Here is a 16,276-nt window from a genome sequence, read left to right on the forward strand (position 1 = left end):
GGTACTTGCATGAAATACAAGGACTTGCGTGATTTTATCGCGCAGTTGGAACAAAACGGACAGCTCAGGCGCATCAGTCGCGAGATAGACCCCTATCTGGAGATGACCGAGATCAGCGACCGTACCCTGCGTGCGGGGGGCCCGGCCCTGCTGTTTGAGAATCCCAAGGGCTACACCATGCCGGTGTTGACCAACCTGTTCGGCACACCGGACCGGGTTGCCATGGGCATGGGCCAGCCCAACGTCAGCGCCCTGCGCCAGGTGGGGACCTGGCTCTCCTACCTGAAAGAGCCGGAGCCGCCTCGCGGGCTCAAGGAGCTGATGGAGAAGCTGCCCATCTTCAAGCAGGTGCTCAACATGCCGACCAAGCGGCTCTCTTCGGCCCCCTGTCAGCAGGTGGTGCTGGAAGGGGACGCGGTGGATCTGGATCAGATCCCCATCCAGCACTGCTGGCCCGGGGATGTGGCGCCCCTGGTCACCTGGGGGCTGACCATCACCCGCGGTCCCTACAAGAAGCGACAGAACCTCGGCATCTATCGCCAGCAAAAGATCGGCAAGAACAAGCTGATCATGCGCTGGCTGGATCACCGGGGTGGCGCCATCGATTTTCGCGAGTGGCAGGAGGCCCACCCGGGCGAACGCTTCCCGGTGGCGGTGGCGCTGGGCGCCGATCCGGCGACCATCCTGGGCGCGGTGACGCCGGTGCCGGATAGTCTCTCCGAATACGCCTTTGCCGGTCTGCTGCGGGGCAGCCGTACCGAGGTGGTGAAGGCGCTGAGCTGCGATCTGGAAGTGCCCGCCAGCGCCGAGATCGTGCTGGAAGGCTATCTGGAGCCGGGGGAGATGGCCCCCGAAGGGCCTTACGGCGATCACACCGGCTACTACAACGAAGTGGACGAGTTCCCGGTCTTCACCATCACCCACATGACCATGCGCCGGGATGCCATCTACCACAGCACCTACACCGGCCGTCCGCCCGATGAGCCGGCGGTGCTCGGGGTGGCGCTCAACGAGGTGTTCGTGCCGCTGTTGCAGAAGCAGTTTCCCGAGATAGTGGATTTCTACCTGCCGCCGGAGGGGTGCTCCTACCGGATGGCGGTGGTGACCATCAAGAAGCGTTACCCTGGCCACGCCAAGCGGGTGATGCTGGGAGTCTGGTCCTTCCTGCGCCAGTTCATGTACACCAAGTTCGTGATCGTCTGCGATGACGACATCAACGCCCGCGACTGGAAGGACGTGATCTGGGCCATCACCACCCGGATGGACCCGGCTCGGGACACCACCCTGATCGAGCACACCCCCATCGACTACCTGGACTTCGCCTCGCCGGTCTCCGGGCTCGGCTCCAAGATGGGGCTGGATGCCACCAACAAGTGGCCGGGGGAGAGCAACCGGGAGTGGGGTCAGCCCATCGTCCAGGACGAGGCGGTAAAGCAGAAGATCGATGCCATCTGGGACGAGCTGAAGATCCTCGACTGAGGGATCCCCGATGCGGCGCGACCATTGTGACGCAAAAGTGCGGTATTGCCGTGCCGAATTGGGTATGCTCGACGGACCTGACCACCAACTGGTCGCCATAAAAACAGTGAAACCATGAGCGAAGCGGGCCGGGCAGGCCCCTCACAAGGACAAGAATGCAACGTATCAAGTGCCGCGTAGAGGAACTGCGCGAATATGTCGACACCATCTGGCACGTGGCGCTGGCGCCGCAGCAGGAGGTGAGCTTCAAGCCGGGCCAGTATCTGCTGGTGGTGATGAGCGATTCGGACAAGCGCCCCTTCTCCATCGCCAACTCGCCGACCCGCTCCGGCGTGCTGGAGCTGCAGATCGGTGCCACTCCCGAGAATGCCTATGCCGGTCAGGTGCTGGCCCGCATGCGCGAGCAGGGAGAGATCGAGGTCGAGCTGGCCGCCGGCAAGGCGTTCCTGCGCGACGAATCCCCCCGACCGCTGATCCTGATGGCGGGAGGCACCGGCTTCTCCTATGCCCGCGCCATCCTGGAATACCTGATCGGCAGCGGCAGCAAGCGTCCGGTGTTCCTCTACTGGGGGGTACGCCAGGCGCACTGGCTCTACGAGCTGGAGCAGATGCAGCAGTGGGAGCGCGACTACGCGCCGCTGACCTTCATTCCCGTGGTGCAGGAGCCCGAGAGCGACTGGACCGGCAGGACCGGGCTGGTGCACAAGGCCATCATGGATGACTTCGTCAGCCTGCATGACTACGACATCTATGTGGCGGGCCGCTTCGAGATGGCCGGTGCCGCGCGGGAAGAGTTCAAGGTGCTGGGCGCCGAGCCCGAGCGCATCTTCGGCGATGCCTACGAGTTTATCTGACCACGGCCAACCGCAGAGCGTCGATCTGCCCCCTTATCGTCTTGCGAGAGAAGGGGGGATGAGAAACTCGTTGTCCCCATAAAAACGACAAACCCCAGCCTGGCTGGGGTTTGTGCTATCTACGGCGGGTCACGCCGGATCATTCGCCCTTGGCAGCAAGCTGCTGCTCGAGCTGGGCCAGCTTGGTCTCGAGGGCGGTCAGCTTCTCCCGGGTGCGCAGCAGCACCTTGGTCTGCACGTCGAACTCCTCGCGGCTCACCAGATCCAGCTTGTTGAGCTGAGCCTGCAAGACCTGACGGGTCTTTTTCTCCACCTCTTCACCCATGCTGCGAATGCCGGGGGGCAGGGCGTTGTGTATCTGTTTGGCGATCTCTTCCAGTTTTTTCGGGTCGATCATGGGGGTCTCCTTAAGCAATGGCGCCATTCTACCGACAAATCGTCCCCTTTGCCGAGATCGGGGCGGCTTTTTGCGCCATGGATCCCATCGGGCTCTGGTCGGGTCTGGTTGATGTACCCTGGCTGCTACCCTGTGGCACCGGGAATCAATTCCAATTCCTTGATGGTGTACACAAAAAAATCAGATCAGATGACTGACCAGAGGCTTATTAATTGTTGCGTTGCTGTTAATATGATTCGGTCGGGTTTGAACCCTACCCCGTCAGGCTCATCATGGATAACAACATAAAAGAGATAAGGATATGAAGAAAAAGCTAATTTACGCGGCCGTCGTCAGTGCGCTGCTGAGCGGTTGTGGTGGCAGTGACGACAACACAGGCGATACCTCAAGCTATCTCGATTATCTGCTGAGCGGCTCCAATGCAGTCCGACCCAGCGCCCTGGCAGCCCGTGCGACCGACGGTACCCTGAAATTCTCCACGGAAACGGCGGATCTCTCCAACCCGGTGTCCGCCCTCTCCACCTTGGATGGCTGGTCGACTACCCAGGCGATCCAGATAGTGCCGGTGACGGCCTCCGGCATCCAGGTCAAGGCGCCGGCCGCTGCTGAATTCGCAGCCTCCGTGGCCCCCCTCTACCTGATGGAGCTGGAGTTTGACAGTGCGGCCCTGCGTCCGAGCGGCGTGAAAAAGGTGCTGACCTACGGGGTGGACTTCGTGGTGGCCGAGACGACCGGGAAGCTGAATCTGGTGCCGCTCAAGCCGCTCAACCCCTCTTCCTACTACATGATAGTGGCGACCGATACCCTCAAAGACAGCACGGGTGCCCCCCTGCGACCGGGTAGCGACTACAGCAACTACAAGACCAGCACCGGCAGCAACGCCCAGGAGCAGACCATCAGCGGCCTGATTGCGCTGCAGGAAGGGCTGTTCAAGGCTGCCACCGGCATCACTAGCGACCACGTGATCTTCTCCGACTGGTTCGGTACCCAGTCCGGCGCCGACGTGCTGGTGGCGGTGAAAGGGGCGGCCGCATCCGTGCTCAAGAGCCCGACCCTGGACGCTGCCGCCCTGTGGAAGCAGGACGCCTTGGGCAATACCAGCCTGCCTGGCACCTATACCCTGTCGGTGAGCGGCGGCAGCCCCTTCCTGACCCAGCTGGACGCCGAGAACTTCCTGCCCCAGGAGCAGAAGGATGCGATTGCCGCCGCTTTTGGTGACGGCACTCCACTCCACAATCTGGCCTTGGGTACCACCGTCTACAGCGGCACCGTCAAGCTGCCCTACTTCCTCTCCTCCCCGACCACCGCCGGCTCCTGGGACAAGGCGAAGACCCAGTCCTGGCACGGTGCCATCCCCAGCCTCTACGCCATCGCGAACGCCCTGAAGGCCCAGGATGCCGAAGTGATCGGCGGCCTGGTGGGGGCGGGTGTGGATCCGGCCCTGCTGGGCGAACTCATCGCCGATCCGAGCCGTCAGGCCGAGCTGCTGGCGGAGGCGAGCAAGTTGATCGGGGTGACCCTCACCTCCGGCGGCAAGGCGCTGGATCCCGAGATGAATATCGGGCGCTTCAACCCGCTGCCGGCATTGGAAGAGGTGCAGTCCGTCCCGATGCGGATCTTCGCCGCCGCACCGCTGGCGAACATCACCGACGTGATCATCTATCAGCACGGCGTCACCTCGGTGAAGGAGAACGCCTACGCCCTGGCCCTTGGCCAGATTGGTGCCGGTGCCCAGGCGAGCAAGAACGTGGCCGTGGTGGTGATCGATCATCCGTTGCACGGTGAACGCGGCTTCGCCCTGACCGGCAGCATGGACTCGGTGACCACCTCCGACAACCCGACCCCCTACCTGAACCTGAGCTACCTGACCGTGGCCCGCGACAACCTGAAACAGAGCGTGGCGGATCTGCTGGGCCTGCGTCTGGCGGTGGGGCTGGCCAATGCCAAGGGGGCTATCGGCACCGCTGGCAGCCTCAAGGTACACTTCCTGGGTCACTCTCTGGGTGCCATCGCGGGGGCCAACCTGCTGGCGGTGGCCAACCAGTCTGTTGGCAACCCGACGGCAGACGCCCTGTTCAAGTTCGACACTGGCGGCCTGGCCATGCCGGGTGGCGGCATAGCGCCGCTGTTGCTGAACTCGCCGACCTTCGGCCCGACCATCCAGATGAGCGTGCTGACCGCTGGCAGTGCGGCCCTGAAGGCAGCCTTCACCGCCTACGCCCCGAACTGCAAGACGGCGGTGCCGACCTGCTTCGTCAACGAGTTCCTGCCGAGCCAGGATGCGGCCACCCAGGCCACGGCGGCCAGCACCCTGCAGAGCTACAGCTTCGCGGCGCAGTCGGTGCTGGATTCGGCAGACCCCATCAACCTGGGGAGCGGCATCGCGGCGGACTTCCCGCTGTTTGCCACCGAAATCGTCGGCGACGGCGCCCTGAGCCTGTCGGATCGAGTGATCCCGAACAGCATCGCCACCGCCCCGCTGGGTGGCACCGAGCCGCTGTTCAAGGTCCTGGCCCTGCAACCGCTGACCGCCACCGGCGCCGCCAACCACAGAGCGGCCCGCTTCGTGGCCGGGGGGCACAGCTCGCTGCTGGCACCTGACGAGAACTTCGATCCGACCGGCGCCGTCACCACCGAGATGCAGACCCAGTTCGGCAGCTTCTTCGCAAGCGGCGGTACCGCGGTCAAGGTGACCGACGGCAGCCTGCTCAAGCAGTAAGCCGGCCGACCAATAAAAACGCCGCCCCTTGGGGCGGCGTTTTTTTATGGCAAATCGGCTCAGGCTGGCCTGTGGTGCCTGTCCAGCCAGCCTTGGGCAAGGCCGACCAGCAGACCCGCCAGGTGAGCCATGTTGGCTGTGGGGGTGCCGAGCATGTCCAGGAAGCCGAGCACCAGCCAGACCAGCATGAAGCCCATCAGGGCTGGCGGCATGGCGAGGCCGCAATCCGGTTGAAGCCTGGTTCGCAGCCAGCTGTAGCCGAGCAGGGCATAGACCACCCCGGAGAGGCCGCCAAAGCGCGGGCCGCTGACAAAGAACTCGGCGATATTGGGCAGGGCAGCCCCGACGATGAGCAGTATGAACAGCTTGCCGCTGCCGAGGCGCTGCTCTATCTGGCCACCGAGATACCACCACAACAACAGGTTGAACACCAGGTGCAGCACCGAGAAGTGGATGAAGGCCGGGGTGACGTAGCGCCAGGCCTGCCAGTCGGTGAACTGGGCCAGGGTGGGGTGGAAGGCGAGCTCGTCGAAGATGGGCAGGCCGATGGCATCCAGAGCGTAGATGGCCAGGCAGGCGATGATGACCACCAGGGTCAGAGGGCCCGCCTGGTGGAGGAAGTCGGTGACCGGATCCGTCATCCCCTTGCTGTAGTCGATCCGGGCATCGGCATGGCCGGATTGCCAGGAGGCCTCCATGTAGCGGGGATGATTGGGTTCGCTCAGGAAGCGTTTGACCTCCTGCTGGGCCTGGGCGAGGCGCTGTTCGTCTGCCAGCCAGACCGAGACGCCAAGCTCTGACTGGGTCAGCTCGCACGGAATGCCCAGGGTAGCGAGATAATCCACCAGCGCCTGGGCCATGCGGGCGTCACCCAGCACCAGCAGCTGGATCATGCCGGTTGAGGAGGAGCGACCCGCCTCTGTCATGCGTCCCCCGCCTGGATGGGGAACTCGCTGCGCCAGGCCTCGAAACCGCCATCCAGGCTATAGACCTCGTCATAGCCTTGTTGCAGCAGGTACTGGGCCGCCCCCTGGCTGCTGTTGCCGTGATAGCACATCACGATGACAGGGGTATCGAAGTCCACCTCGTTCATAAAGCGAACCAGGGTGCCGTTGGTAAGGTGGAAGGCGCCGACTGCGTGGGCCGTCTCGAAGGATTGGGGATCGCGAATGTCCACGAGACGGGCTTCGCCTGCGCTCAGCTTCTGGTGGGCATCATGGGCGCTGATATGGGCAAACTGGTCCATTGAGATGTCCTGAAAATGGAGGGTTGAAGGGCAGTTTACCGCAAGCGGCGGTTTGCGCTAAGTGTGCAATGGGGGCGGCATCCAGGGGATCGCAATTTTCTTCAATATCGGGCCGCCCGGGCCGGGTAGGCTCGGACTTCCCTCAATTGAACGAGCATCATCCATGGAATTCAGTCTGCTGTTATCCATGGCCGGGTTTGCCCTGGCCATGTCCATCTCCCCGGGGCCGGTCAATCTGGTCGCCCTTGGCACCGGCGCCCGGTACGGTTTCACGGCCAGCCTGAGCCACGTGGTGGGGGCCATTCACTGGGGCGGCGTGCTCTTTCTCGGCTGGATGGCCTGGCAGTTGCTGGTGGACAGCGGCGAGGTGAAGGAAGTAGAGGGTGTGCCCCCCGCTTTCTGGTACGGGGCCTTGATGCAGTGGCTCAATCCCAAGGCCTGGCTCGCCGCCAGCATGGGGATGGGAGCCTATGGGATCGCGGGCGGCATGAGCCAGATCGCCCTCTTTACCGGCATCTATCTGTTGATCTGCCTCGGCTCCATCGCCTGCTGGGCCTATGCGGGCAGCCGATTGCAGGGGTGGCTGGTCTCTCCTCGCCGATTGCGCTGGTTCAATCGGGCCATGGCGCTCTTGCTGCTGCTCAGCGCCGCCTATCTGGTGCGCTCGTCCTGAGGGACGAGCTGCGCTTTGTACTGGCCCGGGGTGGCGGCCACCCGGCGTTTGAACTGGCGCTGGAAGTGGGCCTGATCGGCAAAACCGCTGGCAAGGGCCACTTCCGCCAGGGGCTGCCCCTGGCGCAGCAGGGTGCGGGCGTGGCGAATGCGCTGATCGAGCAGGTAGGCGTGGGGCGTCATGCCGTAGTGGCGGCTGAAGGCGCGCACGAAGTGGGAAGGGGTAAGCCCGGCCACCGCACTCAGCTGTGCCAGGGTGAGGGCGCAGGCACTCTCGTCCTGCATCAGCTCGGCGGCTCGCTGCAGGTGCCGGGGAGGGCGGTCATCCCACTTGGCCGGGGTGAGCCTGGCCAGAAGCTGGCGGCTGAAGAGGTGGCAGGCCACTTCGCGAGCCAGGGGATCCGGCTCCTCCACCAGTTGCCGATGAAGCCGGCAGAGCCCCTGGTAGAGCAGGGGATCCCGGCTTGCGGTCATGTCGAAGGGGCGAAACGCGTTGCCGAGCCCGGCCTCCTCCTGCTGGCGCTGCAACCAGAGGTTGTCGATGTAGAACATCAGATAGGACCAGGGCTGGTCCGCGACGGGATTGCAGGCGTGCACCTCTTCCGGGTTCATCAACACCAGGCTGCCGCGGCCGACCTCTTGCAGGCTGCGCTGGTTGAGGTAGTGGCTGTGGCCGCCGGTGATGGCGCCGATGGAGAAGTGGGGGTGGCTGTGCTTGTCATAGCAGACGCGCCGGCCATCCTGCACCGCCCGCGCCTCGATGAAGGGCAGGGCGGGATCGTGCCAGAAGTGGTGCTGATCCTGCGTCGCCCGCGCACGGCTCACGATGTGCTCCTCGGCGGGGGGCTGTTCCCCTGCCTGGCTCGGGGAGCGCGGCAGGGGAAGGGTGACGATGGTTGCTGCATCCTCAGCCGCCGAGATAGGCCTGGCGGACGGCGGGGTTGGCCAGCAGGGCCTCTCCCGTGTCTTGCAGCACCACCCGGCCGTTCTCCAGCACATAGCCGCGATCCGCCAGCTTGAGCGCCTGGTTCGCGTTCTGCTCCACCAGGAAGATGGTCATCCCCTTCTGGCGCAGTTGCTCTATGGTGTCGAAGATCTGCTGGATGACGATGGGCGCGAGTCCCAGGGAGGGTTCATCCAGCAGCAGCAGGCGCGGCTTGCTCATCAGGGCGCGGCCGATGGCCAGCATCTGCTGCTCGCCGCCGGACATGGTGCCTGCCCGCTGCTCCAGCCGCTCGTGCAGGCGGGGGAACAGGGTAAAAATCTGATCCAGCAGGCCGCGCTGCTCCGCCTTGTCGACGAAGAAGGCCCCCATCAGCAGGTTCTCCTCCACTGTGAGGCGGGCGAAGATGCGGCGCCCCTCCGGCACCACGGCGATGTCCTTGCGCATGATGCGGGCGGTGGTGAGAGAGTCTATCTGCTCCCCCTCGAACCAGATGGAGCCGCTGCTGGGCTTGGGCTCGCCACACAGGGTCATCAGCAGAGTGGTCTTGCCGGCGCCGTTGGCGCCGATCAGGGTGACGATTTCCCCCTCTTTCACCTCGACGCTGACGTCGTGCAGCGCCTGAATTTTGCCGTAGTGGGTCGATACGTTGCGAAGTTCTAACATCTTTTTGTCCTTACGACTCGCCCAGATAGGCCTTGATCACCGCCGGATTGCTGCGGATTTCGTCCGGTTTGCCGTGGGCCAGCGGGGTGCCCTGGTTGACCACGAAGATGCGGTTGGAGATCTCCATCACCAGCTTCATGTCGTGCTCGATCAGCAGCACCGAGACCCCGAACTCGTCCCTCAGGTTGGAGATGAGCTCGTTGAGCTCGTCGGTTTCCTTGGGGTTGAGGCCTGCGGCCGGTTCATCGAGCATCAGCAGTTCGGGCCGGGTCGCCATGCAGCGGGCGATCTCGAGGCGGCGCTGCTGGCCGTAAGCCAGGTTGCCCGCGGCGCGGTTGGCGAGATCCTTGAGGCCCACCTTTTCCAGCCAGAAGGCGGACTGCTCCAGCCCCTCTTTCTCGGCACGGCGAAAGGAGGGGGTCTTGAACAGGCCGGCGATGAAGCCGGTATTGAGATGCCTGTGCTGGGCCACCAGCAGGTTTTCCACCGCCGTCATCTCCTTGAACAGGCGCACGTGCTGGAAAGTCCGCACTATGCCCTTGCGGGCGATGAGGTGGCCGGGCAACCCCTGGATCTCCTCACCCTTGTAGCGAATGACACCGCCACTCGGGCGATAGAAGCCGGTCAGGCAGTTGAAGATGGTGGTCTTGCCCGCCCCGTTGGGGCCGATGATGGAGATCACCTCCCCCTTTTCCACATCCAGCTTGACGCCGTTGACTGCGAGCAGGCCGCCAAAGCGCATCGACAGATCTGAGACATCCAACAATGGTTGATTGTTGCTCATTTACGCAGCTCCATATGGGGTCGACTCATGGGCAGGAGTCCCTGCGGCCGCCAGATCATCATGAATACCATCAAGAGACCGAACATCAGCATGCGATATTCGTTGAACTCGCGGGCGAGCTCCGGCAGCACCGTCATCACGATGGCCGCCAGCACCACCCCGATCTGGGATCCCATGCCCCCCAGCACCACAATCGCAAGGACGATGGCCGACTCGATGAAGACGAAGGATTCCGGGCTGATGAAGCCCTGGCGCGAGGCGAAGAAGCTGCCGGCAAAGCCCGCGAAGCAGGCGCCTATGGTGAAGGCGGTCAGCTTGATGATGGTGGGGTTGAGCCCCAGGGACTTGCAGGCGATCTCGTCTTCCCGCAGCGCCTCCCAGGCACGGCCGAGCGGCATGCGCAGCAGGCGGTTGATGACGAACAGGGTCGCCACTACCAGCACCAGGGCCATCAGGTAGAGGAAGATCACCTTGTGGTTGGCGTTGTAGGCGATGCCGAAGAAGTCGTGGAAGGTGCCAAAGCCCCCATCCTTGACGGTGCGGTTGAACTCGAGCCCCCCCAGGGTCGGTTTCGGAATGCCGGAGATCCCGTTCGGACCGCCGGTCAGGGTGGTCATGTTGTTGAGCAGGATGCGGATGATCTCGCCAAAGCCCAGGGTGACGATGGCCAGGTAGTCCCCCCGCAGCCGCAGCACCGGGAACCCGAGCAGGAAGCCGAAGGTGGCCGCCAGCAGACCGGCGATGGGCAGACACTCCCAGAAGCTCAGACCGAAGTAGGTGTTGAGCAGGGCGTAGCTGTAGGCGCCGACCGCATAGAAGCCGACATAGCCGAGGTCGAGCAGACCGGCGAGGCCCACCACCACGTTCAGTCCCAGCCCCAGCATGATGTAAATCAGGGTGAGGGTGGCCAGATCGATGGCGCCGCGAGAGGCCATGAAGGGCCAGCTCACCGCAAACAGCAGCACCAGCACGGCGGTGAGGTTATAGAGCTTGGGGGCCTCTTCGGGGCTTGGCAGCACCAGCTTGGTGAAGCCGACGGAGAAGCCGCTGATGGAGGCCTGGAACAGCCGGCTTATCTGGCCGCGCAGCATCTGGAACCAGAAGACGATGGTGGCGCCCCCCAGCAGCCAGGCCAGCGATACATCGAGGCGGCTGACCACCAGCAGGCGGGAGCCATCGGTCTCCAGCTTGAAGCCGAGCAGCCAGAAGGAGAGCACCAGCAGCACCAGGCTGGCGATGCAGGCATGGATAAATTGACGTTTCATCAGACTTTCTCCACTTCCGGACGGCCGAGAATGCCAGTGATGGTCATGAACAGCAGCACGAGGGCATGCATAGATTGGTTTTTCATACCTTCTCGACCTCCGGACGACCCAGGATGCCGGTGGGCATGAAGAGCAACACGAAGATGAGCAGGGCGAACGCCATCACATCCTTGTACTCGGTGCTGAGATAGCCCGCGGTGAGCGCTTCCACCACGCCGAGCAGCAGGCCGCCCAGTACGGCACCGGGAATGCTGCCGATGCCGCCCAATACCGCGGCGGTGAAGGCCTTCAAGCCTGCCATGAAGCCGAGATAGGGGTTGATGACACCGTAGTACATGCCGAGCAGCACCCCCGCGACGGCGGCCAGGGCGGCCCCCAGCACGAAGGTGATGGAGATGACCACGTGGGTGTCTATCCCCAGCAGGTTGGCCATCTTGATGTCTTCGGAACAGGCACGGCAGGCACGCCCCATGCGGGAGCGGCCGATGAACTGGGTCAACGCCAGCATGGTGACGAAGGTCACCACGAAGATGATGAGCTGCATGTAGGAGAGGCTGGCCTGGAAGCCATCCTCGCCGCCGAGGGTCCAGCCCCCGGAGATCAGAGTGGGCATGGCGATGTCACGCGAGCCCTGGGCCATCCGCATCATGTTCTGCAGGAAGATCGACATGCCGATGGCGGAGATGAGGGGGATCAGGCGGTTGCCGCCCCGCAGCGGACGATAGGCCACCCGCTCTATGGACCAGCCATAGCTGCCGGTGATGATGATGCTGACCAGGAAGGCGCCCCCCAGCAGCAGCACGGTGCTGTCGATGCCCATCATCATGAGCCCGGCCATCACCATGAAGGCGACATAGGAGCCGATCATGTAGACCTCGCCGTGGGCGAAGTTGATCATGCCGATGATGCCGTAGACCATGGTGTAGCCGATGGCGATCAACGCATAGGTGCTGCCTATGGTCAATCCGTTCAGCAACTGCTGAACCAGATAAAGAAGGTGTTCGGACATACCGCGTTCCCTGTGTACTTGCCCGCAAAGAAAGGAGGGGTGACTCACGTCACCCCGACCGGCAGATTATTTGAGTTGAGTGGAGGTACCGTCGGCGTGCCACTGGAACACACCGAATTCGAAGCCTTTCAGGTCACCGTTCGGTGCCCAGGTCAGGGGGCCCATCACGGTGTCGATCGGTGCGGCCTTGATGGCGGCAGCGACGGCAGCCGGATCATCCTCGCCCGCCTTGGCGATACCGGCCGCCAGGGCCTGCATGGCGGCATAGGTGGTCCAGACGAACGGACCGGAGGAGTCCTGACCCTTGGCCTTGAACGCTGCAACGATGGGGGCGTTGGCCGGCACCAGGTCATATTTGTTCGGCAGGGTCACCAGCAGGCCTTCGGAAGCCGGGCCGCCGATGGCGGAGATGTCCTTGTTGCCCACCCCTTCCGGACCCATGAACTTGGCCTTCAGACCCTTTTCGCCAGCCTGGCGCAGGATCAGACCCAGCTCCGGGTGGTAGCCGCCGTAGTAGACGAAGTCGACGTTCTCTTTTTGCAGCTTGGCGATCAGGGCGGAGAAGTCCTTGTCGCCGGCGGTGATGCCCTCATAGGCAACGACCTTGACGCCTGCCTTGTCCAGCGCGGCTTTCACGCTGGAGGCGATGCCTTCGCCGTACTGTTTCTTGTCGTGGATGACGGCCACGCGCTGGGGTTTGACCTGCTCGATGATGTACTTGGCGGCGGTCGGGCCCTGGTCGCTGTCCAGGCCGATGGTACGCAGCACCATCTGGTAGCCACGCTCGGTGATCTTGGGGTTGGTGGAGGCGGGGGTGACCATCAGGACCCCTTCATCTTCATAGATGTCGGAGGCGGGCAGGGTGTTGTCGGAGCAGAGGTGGCCGACCACGAACTTGACGCCGTCGTTGATCACCTTGTTGGCGATGGCCACGGCCTGCTTGGGATCGCAGGCGTCGTCATAGATGACGGCTTCGATCTGCTTGCCCTTGATGCCGCCCGCCTTGTTGATCTGCTCGACCGCCATCTTGCCGCCGGTGAACTGCATGTCACCGTACTGGGCGACCGGGCCGGTCAGGGGGCCGGCGATGCCGATCTTGATGGTATCGGCCGCATTGGCCATGGAAACTGATCCAAACAGAGCCAAAGAAACCGCTGCTCTGACTGCCATTTTGCTGAAGTTATGCATTGATTCGTCCCTTAATCAGTGAATTGTTTCATTTTATGCACGTCATTCCGAGCCTGTGTCCCGCCAGCCCGGCGATAGATAAGGTTCTATCATTCCTCGCCGGGCAATAACAAGATGTTAAAGATACTAACCGGAGCAGGCGCGAGAGGGGTTTTGTGAAACTAACGCGCAGTTTATTGCTATTTATCGGAGTTTAATGTTGCTGTGATGGTGCAACATACAGATAACAAATTGTCATGGTGACAATTTCCAGAGTAAAAAACTGACGATATTTCATTCTGCGTCCGCTCTCATTTTGACCAAAATCCGTTTGCGCAAAAAGAAATGACCGCATAGATTAGCCAGCATTGATAATTCACTGGCAGCGCCCGTTAAAACCAAGCCTTTATTCGGGAAATCTGCTACTGTTCCGCCTTTGTTATTCAGGAGACAGAGATGGCAACTATCAAGGATGTCGCCTCGCGCGCAGGCGTATCCATCTCCACCGTCTCACATGTACTCAATCACACCCGTCGGGTCAGCGAAGACGCAACCCAGAAAGTGCTTGAGGCGGTGGCAGAGCTTAACTACGCGCCCAACTCGGTGGCGCGCAGTCTCAAGATCAATTCGACCAAGACCATCGGCATGCTGGTGACCACCAGTGCCAACCCCTTCTTCGCGGAAGTGGTACAGGGGGTGGAAGCCTACTGCTTCGAGCAGGGTTACAGCCTGATCCTGTGCAACACCGAGAACCAGCCGCCCCGCCAGCAGCACTATCTGCGCATGCTGATGGAGAAGCGGGTGGACGGTCTGCTGGTGCTGGGGACCGATATCGACACCCAGTTCAGGGACATGCTGCGTATCCACAAGAAGGTGCCGCAGGTGGTGCTGGACTGGGGCAACGAGTGCGATTTCGCCAACGTGATCAACGACAACGCCCGCATCGGCGCGCGGCTGGCCATGCGCCATCTGCTGGAGCAGGGCCATACCAACATCGTCTGCATCACCGGCCATCTCGCCAAGCCGACCACCCAGCAGCGACTGGACGGGGTGCGCGATGCCCTGGCTGAACAGGGGATGACCCTGAAAGAAGAGCAGATCTTCGAAGGGGACTACGAGAGCCAGAGCGGCTTCGATGCCATGCAGCGCATCCTGGCCCTCACCCCTCGCCCGACCGCGGTCTTTGCCTTCGACGATCCCATGGCCATCGGTGCCATCTGCGCCGCCTGGGAGGCCGGGGTCAAGGTGCCGGACGATATCTCCATGATCGGCTATGACGACGTGGAGATGGCGCGCTTCTCCAGCCCGCCGCTCACCACCATCCGCCACCCCAAGGCCGAGCTCGGTCTGCTGGCGGTGCAGCAACTGGTGAGCCGGATCCGCAACAAGGAACTGGAAGTGGAGTCCATGACGGTGCAGCCCGAGCTCATCGTCCGCCGCTCGGTCAAGTCCCTGCGCTGACGGCGCCACGGGTGCCATGAACACGAAACCCCCTCGCCAGCGAGGGGGTTTCTGTTTTTGGGCGCCTCTCGTCTCTGGGAGCGTTACTCCTTGAGGCCGAGCCGCCTGGCGAGGCGGTGCAGGTTGCCGCCGTCCAGATCCAGCGCGCGGGCGGTGGCGGCCCAGTTGCCGTCATGGGCGGCCAGGGTCTGCTCGATGAGCTGGCGCTGGAACAGATCGGTGGCGGCGCGCAGGCCCAGATCCGTGACGGCCGGGGGTGGGCTGACCACGTCGGCGGGCAGGGATGAGCCCGTCGTCCCCAGGTTGAAGTGGTGGGGTTCCAGGGTCGGCGAGGGGCTGCCCTGTTCGGCCCGCGCCAGCACGGCGGCGCGGTGGATGGCGTGCTCCAGCTCGCGCACGTTGCCGGGCCAGTCGTGGCGCTCGAGCAGTTGCAGCGCCTGTGGCTGGATGCGCAGCCGCTCCAGCCCCAGGCTGAGCCGGCAGCGCTCGCAAAAGTAACCGGCCAGCAGGGGGATGTCGCCTGGGCGTTCCCGCAGCGCCGGGGCCTGGATCGGGAACACGCTCAGCCGGTGGTAGAGATCGGCCCGGAACTGCCCCTCGACCACCGCCTGCTTCAGATCCCGGTTGGTTGCCGCCAGGATGCGCACGTTCACCTTGAGGGGGGTGTCGTCGCCGATCCTCTGCAGATCGCCGTATTGCAGCACCCGCAGCAGCTTGGCCTGCAGCGCCAGGGACAGCTCCCCTATCTCGTCGAGAAACAATGTGCCCTTGTCCGCCAGCTCGAACTTGCCCGCCCGGTTGTGGATGGCGCCGGTGAAGGCCCCCTTCACGTGGCCGAACAGCTCGCTCTCGGCCACGGATTCCGGCAGGGCGGCGCAGTTGAGGTAGACCAGGGGGGCATGGGCGCGGGGCGAGCCGCCATGCACCGCCTTGGCGATCAGCTCCTTGCCCACACCCGTTTCCCCCAAAATCAGCACGTTCAGCTCCGAGCTGGCCACCACGTCTATCTCGTGGCGCAGCCGGGCCATGGCGGGGGAGTGCCCTACCATCTCTGGCTGCTCGGGGCCGGGCCGGGTGCCGGGGACCAGGGGCTCGCTGCTTTGGCGGGCGAGCCGCTCCAGCAGCAGCGCGTTGTCGAGGGCGGCGGCGGCCAGGGCCCCCACCAGACGCAGCTCCTCGTCGCTGATGCCGTCGAACTGGGTCGGGTTCATGCCGTCTATGGTCAGGGCGCCGATCAGCGCCTGATCCGAGAAGAGCGGCAGGCCGACACAGGCGTGCACCTTGAAGTCGTCGTGATCCGGCAGCAGGCCGTCATAGGGGTCGGGCAGGGCGCTGTCAGCAGGGAAGCGCACCACATCCCCGGCGCGGGCGATGGCCTCGAGGCGCGGGTGATCCTTGAGGGCGAAGCGGCGCCCCAGCACGTCCTGCATCAGGCCGTCGATGGCCAGCGGGATGAACTGGCCCCCCTCGTAGCGCAGCAGGGCCGAGGCATCCGAGTTCAGCAGGCTGCGCACGCTCTGGATCAGGCGGTGGAAGCGGTCCTGATGGGAGATGCCGAGTTGCAGGTCGAGGGCGATGCGCGCCAGGCTGTCGGTCGAGATCACGATGATTGTC

15 protein-coding genes are annotated in these 16,276 nt (G+C 63.5%); 5 read left to right on the top strand and 10 right to left on the bottom strand.

All coding sequences use genetic code 11. The annotated features are described in order from the left end of the window. The first annotated feature begins 9 nt into the window (after nucleotides 1-9). Together ubiD and fre are read left to right on the top strand one after the other, a co-directional pair. Complete coding sequence (gene ubiD, locus J9893_RS06780) at nucleotides 10-1,479, top strand: 4-hydroxy-3-polyprenylbenzoate decarboxylase (RefSeq protein WP_010672372.1); 1,470 nt, start codon at nucleotides 10-12, stop codon at nucleotides 1,477-1,479. Nucleotides 1,480-1,634: 155 nt separating this feature from the next. Next, nucleotides 1,635-2,333, top strand: coding sequence for an NAD(P)H-flavin reductase (gene fre, locus J9893_RS06785; protein WP_010672373.1), 699 nt, complete (start codon nucleotides 1,635-1,637; stop codon nucleotides 2,331-2,333). Between the two features lie 139 nt (nucleotides 2,334-2,472). Here fre and J9893_RS06790 read toward each other — a convergent pair whose 3' ends face one another. Continuing rightward, on the bottom strand, nucleotides 2,473-2,730 hold the full coding sequence (locus J9893_RS06790) for an accessory factor UbiK family protein (protein ID WP_041212039.1): 258 nt from the start codon (nucleotides 2,728-2,730) through the stop codon (nucleotides 2,473-2,475). A 301-nt stretch (nucleotides 2,731-3,031) separates the two neighbouring features. Here J9893_RS06790 and J9893_RS06795 point away from each other — a divergent pair, with 301 nt between their 5' ends. After that, nucleotides 3,032-5,449 carry a VolA/Pla-1 family phospholipase gene (locus J9893_RS06795; protein ID WP_053288913.1) on the top strand — a complete coding sequence of 806 codons (2,418 nt, stop codon included), beginning with the start codon at nucleotides 3,032-3,034 and terminating at the stop codon, nucleotides 5,447-5,449. Between the two features lie 59 nt (nucleotides 5,450-5,508). Here J9893_RS06795 and glpG read toward each other — a convergent pair whose 3' ends face one another. Together glpG and glpE are read right to left on the bottom strand one after the other, a co-directional pair. Beyond that, nucleotides 5,509-6,342 carry a rhomboid family intramembrane serine protease GlpG gene (gene glpG / locus J9893_RS06800; protein WP_210600728.1) on the bottom strand — a complete coding sequence of 278 codons (834 nt, stop codon included), beginning with the start codon at nucleotides 6,340-6,342 and terminating at the stop codon, nucleotides 5,509-5,511. A 29-nt stretch (nucleotides 6,343-6,371) separates the two neighbouring features. Then, nucleotides 6,372-6,695: a thiosulfate sulfurtransferase GlpE gene (glpE, locus tag J9893_RS06805; RefSeq protein ID WP_210600713.1), complete on the bottom strand. Its 324-nt coding sequence runs from the start codon at nucleotides 6,693-6,695 to the stop codon at nucleotides 6,372-6,374. Nucleotides 6,696-6,858: 163 nt separating this feature from the next. On the opposite strand from glpE, the gene J9893_RS06810 reads away from it, so the two are divergent. Further along, on the top strand, nucleotides 6,859-7,368 hold the full coding sequence (locus J9893_RS06810) for a LysE family translocator (protein WP_246875520.1): 510 nt from the start codon (nucleotides 6,859-6,861) through the stop codon (nucleotides 7,366-7,368). Here the strand turns inward: J9893_RS06810 and J9893_RS06815 are convergent. The 6 genes from J9893_RS06815 to J9893_RS06840 all read right to left on the bottom strand — a co-directional run bounded on the left by J9893_RS06815 (nucleotide 7,347) and on the right by J9893_RS06840 (nucleotide 13,222). Continuing rightward, nucleotides 7,347-8,192, bottom strand: a complete 846-nt coding sequence (locus J9893_RS06815) for an AraC family transcriptional regulator (RefSeq protein WP_104452078.1) — start codon at nucleotides 8,190-8,192, stop codon at nucleotides 7,347-7,349. The genes J9893_RS06810 and J9893_RS06815 overlap by 22 nt on opposite strands. Nucleotides 8,193-8,274: 82 nt before the next feature. After that, entirely contained in the window at nucleotides 8,275-8,976 is a 702-nt protein-coding gene (locus J9893_RS06820; protein WP_010672380.1) for an ATP-binding cassette domain-containing protein, read from the bottom strand. A 10-nt stretch (nucleotides 8,977-8,986) separates the two neighbouring features. Further along, nucleotides 8,987-9,760 carry a high-affinity branched-chain amino acid ABC transporter ATP-binding protein LivG gene (livG, locus tag J9893_RS06825; RefSeq protein ID WP_010672381.1) on the bottom strand — a complete coding sequence of 258 codons (774 nt, stop codon included), beginning with the start codon at nucleotides 9,758-9,760 and terminating at the stop codon, nucleotides 8,987-8,989. After that, nucleotides 9,757-11,025, bottom strand: coding sequence for a high-affinity branched-chain amino acid ABC transporter permease LivM (locus J9893_RS06830; RefSeq protein ID WP_039041002.1), 1,269 nt, complete (start codon nucleotides 11,023-11,025; stop codon nucleotides 9,757-9,759). The genes livG and J9893_RS06830 overlap by 4 nt, the downstream gene beginning before the upstream one ends. An 82-nt stretch (nucleotides 11,026-11,107) precedes the next feature. Next, nucleotides 11,108-12,034 carry a high-affinity branched-chain amino acid ABC transporter permease LivH gene (gene livH / locus J9893_RS06835; RefSeq protein ID WP_010672383.1) on the bottom strand — a complete coding sequence of 309 codons (927 nt, stop codon included), beginning with the start codon at nucleotides 12,032-12,034 and terminating at the stop codon, nucleotides 11,108-11,110. A gap of 66 nt (nucleotides 12,035-12,100) precedes the next feature. Further along, nucleotides 12,101-13,222: a branched-chain amino acid ABC transporter substrate-binding protein gene (locus tag J9893_RS06840; RefSeq protein ID WP_210600711.1), complete on the bottom strand. Its 1,122-nt coding sequence runs from the start codon at nucleotides 13,220-13,222 to the stop codon at nucleotides 12,101-12,103. 435 nt (nucleotides 13,223-13,657) lie between these two features. On the opposite strand from J9893_RS06840, the gene J9893_RS06845 reads away from it, so the two are divergent. Beyond that, a complete protein-coding gene (locus J9893_RS06845) occupies nucleotides 13,658-14,662 on the top strand; it encodes a substrate-binding domain-containing protein (RefSeq protein ID WP_039041004.1) in 1,005 nt (334 codons plus the stop codon). Between the two features lie 83 nt (nucleotides 14,663-14,745). On the opposite strand, the gene norR is transcribed toward J9893_RS06845, so the two are convergent. Further along, nucleotides 14,746-16,266 (bottom strand): nitric oxide reductase transcriptional regulator NorR, encoded by a 1,521-nt coding sequence (gene norR, locus J9893_RS06850; protein WP_275058933.1) that lies wholly within the window; start codon nucleotides 16,264-16,266, stop codon nucleotides 14,746-14,748. Nucleotides 16,267-16,276 lie beyond the last annotated feature (10 nt).

The sequence above is a fragment of the Aeromonas sp. MaB10011B genome (assembly GCF_017939325.1).
GTDB classification, from domain to species: Bacteria; Pseudomonadota; Gammaproteobacteria; order Enterobacterales; family Aeromonadaceae; genus Aeromonas; species Aeromonas caviae.

Coding starts and splice junctions, on each gene's coding strand:
- fre (WP_010672373.1), top strand. CDS start 1,635: ATGCAACGTATCAAGTGCCGCGTAGAGGAACTGCGCGAATATGTCGAC.
- livH (WP_010672383.1), bottom strand. CDS start 12,034: ATGTCCGAACACCTTCTTTATCTGGTTCAGCAGTTGCTGAACGGATTG.
- J9893_RS06790 (WP_041212039.1), bottom strand. CDS start 2,730: ATGATCGACCCGAAAAAACTGGAAGAGATCGCCAAACAGATACACAAC.
- J9893_RS06830 (WP_039041002.1), bottom strand. CDS start 11,025: ATGAAACGTCAATTTATCCATGCCTGCATCGCCAGCCTGGTGCTGCTG.
- glpE (WP_210600713.1), bottom strand. CDS start 6,695: ATGGACCAGTTTGCCCATATCAGCGCCCATGATGCCCACCAGAAGCTG.
- glpG (WP_210600728.1), bottom strand. CDS start 6,342: ATGATCCAGCTGCTGGTGCTGGGTGACGCCCGCATGGCCCAGGCGCTG.
- J9893_RS06840 (WP_210600711.1), bottom strand. CDS start 13,222: ATGCATAACTTCAGCAAAATGGCAGTCAGAGCAGCGGTTTCTTTGGCT.
- J9893_RS06810 (WP_246875520.1), top strand. CDS start 6,859: ATGGAATTCAGTCTGCTGTTATCCATGGCCGGGTTTGCCCTGGCCATG.
- J9893_RS06845 (WP_039041004.1), top strand. CDS start 13,658: ATGGCAACTATCAAGGATGTCGCCTCGCGCGCAGGCGTATCCATCTCC.
- livG (WP_010672381.1), bottom strand. CDS start 9,760: ATGAGCAACAATCAACCATTGTTGGATGTCTCAGATCTGTCGATGCGC.
- J9893_RS06820 (WP_010672380.1), bottom strand. CDS start 8,976: ATGTTAGAACTTCGCAACGTATCGACCCACTACGGCAAAATTCAGGCG.
- ubiD (WP_010672372.1), top strand. CDS start 10: ATGAAATACAAGGACTTGCGTGATTTTATCGCGCAGTTGGAACAAAAC.
- J9893_RS06795 (WP_053288913.1), top strand. CDS start 3,032: ATGAAGAAAAAGCTAATTTACGCGGCCGTCGTCAGTGCGCTGCTGAGC.